Below are 1,921 nucleotides of genomic sequence, written 5' to 3' on the forward strand. Positions count from 1 at the left end.
GATTTTTCACAAAAACATGTTATGAGAAGATTAAAATTGTTGTTCTGGATGCTCTGTGTTGTTTCATTTGGAAGCGCATCCGCCCAAAACCCAACTCAAAAAATTGGTCATCTGGACACCCAGAAATTGTTGACCCTGATGCCTGAAGCAAAGGTTGCCGATCAGAAACTCAAGGATCATTACAAGGAGCTGGAAGATGAATTGAAGACCATGCAGATTGAATATCAGAGCAAACTGGAGGATTATCAGAAAAAAGCCCCCCTTCTTTCAGACGCCATCAAAATGGCAAAGGAAAAAGAAATCCGCGATCTTGGAAACCGCATTCAGGAGTTTGAAGGCACGGCACAGGATTCATATATGGAAATGTCCCAAAAGGTTCAACAACCTTTACTTGATTCGATTCAGAAAGCTATATCGGAAGTGGCTAAAGAGGGAAGTTTCACATACATCCTGGACACCAGTGCTGGTAATGTATTGTATTTTGAAGGCGGCATCGACGTCCTTCCGTTGGTCAAGAAGAAATTAAACATCCCCTAGTCCGATCCGCAAGTGAAAGGGGCGACGGCTCCAATAGGAATTTTTGACTCCGGTATGGGCGGCTTGACGGTCGCCAAGGCAATAGTAAAACAACTCCCACAGGAAAACCTTATATACTTCGGAGACACAGCCCATCTTCCGTATGGCGACAAGTCTCCTGTTGCAATACGGCATTACGCAGAGGAAATCACACGCTACCTATTGGGAAAGGGATGTAAGGCTATTGTAGTTGCGTGCAATACTGCATCCGCCCATGCCTATAAAAATGTACGGAAGCTGACTCCTGATCATATCCCGGTTTTTGATGTTATCGATCCCGTCGTACAACATGCATCAAAACACCATCAAAACCAGAAAATCGGCATCATAGCTACAAAAGGCACCATTGGATCAGGCATTTATGAGAAAAAGCTTAAGAAGCTCAATAGTAAGTTAAAAGTGGTTTCCGCTGCTACCCCTATGCTGGTACCGATGATCGAAGAATCTTTCATGAACCAGAATGTTCGCCAGGCGATTCTTAGCGCTTACCTCAACCAAGCCAAATTTACCGGAATTGGTGCGCTCATTCTCGGATGCACCCATTATCCATTGATTATAAAGGACATACGATCTATTTTGCCCAGGGAAGCGGATATCATTGATTCCGCTTCCATTACCGCGTTTGCCGTACGTTCAAAACTGGAAGCTCTTCAGCTTATAAACCCTTCAAACAAACGTCCAGTCCGACAGTTTTTTGTCTCTGACTTTACCCAGGCATTTGAGAAACTTGCCAAGCGTTTTTTCGGAGATCAGCTCAACCTGCGTAAGGCCGATATCTGGTCCTAGCTTAGGATTCCGCTAAACTGACCCGAACTAAGCTCCCCACTTTTCAACAAACGTCCAGTTTTTATCGACGTGTGATTAACGCACATAAACGAAACTCTTTTATAACCAGTGCGTAATTATGCCCATGTTAACCACACAACGCATGGTGACCGGGAGAATTCTGTTCGTTCTCCTGTTATTTGGTGTCCAACTTTTTGCTCAGGATGATGAACATAACCTGAAAAAGCTGGAACGCCAAGCCGATAATTACATCCTCACGGAGAATTATCGGGCTGCCGCACCGCTCTTTAAGGAGTTGCTGGATGCGGAACCTGACAATAATCACTATCAATTTTCTTTAGGCGTTTGCTACCTTCAGATCCCAACTGATGCGAAAAAAGGAATTACCCGAAAGGCAGCACTTGATTTGCTTGTCAAAGCACATGGCAAAGTAGATTTTATAGATGCCACCTATTACCTCGCACGGGCTTATCATCTCAATTATAAGTTCGATGATGCCATCAAATATTACAAGTTATACTCCAAAAAGCTTCAGGGTCGTGAGCCGGAAATGGCCTAC

Annotated in this window: 3 protein-coding genes; all 3 read left to right on the forward strand. The window is 44.1% G+C overall.

Features of this window, described 5'->3' with window-relative positions; translation table 11 throughout:
- The first annotated feature begins 21 nt into the window (after positions 1–21).
- On the forward strand, positions 22–537 hold the full coding sequence (locus KDD36_15125; protein MCB0397980.1) for an OmpH family outer membrane protein: 516 nt from the start codon (positions 22–24) through the stop codon (positions 535–537).
- Between the two features lie 54 nt (positions 538–591).
- Positions 592–1,362, forward strand: coding sequence for a glutamate racemase (gene murI, locus KDD36_15130; protein ID MCB0397981.1), 771 nt, complete (start codon positions 592–594; stop codon positions 1,360–1,362).
- A gap of 118 nt (positions 1,363–1,480) precedes the next feature.
- Positions 1,481–1,921: hypothetical protein (locus KDD36_15135; GenBank protein ID MCB0397982.1), on the forward strand; the 441-nt coding region annotated here is incomplete at its 3' end.

The organism is Flavobacteriales bacterium, from assembly GCA_020435415.1.
Lineage (GTDB): Bacteria > Bacteroidota > Bacteroidia > JACJYZ01 > JACJYZ01 > JACJYZ01.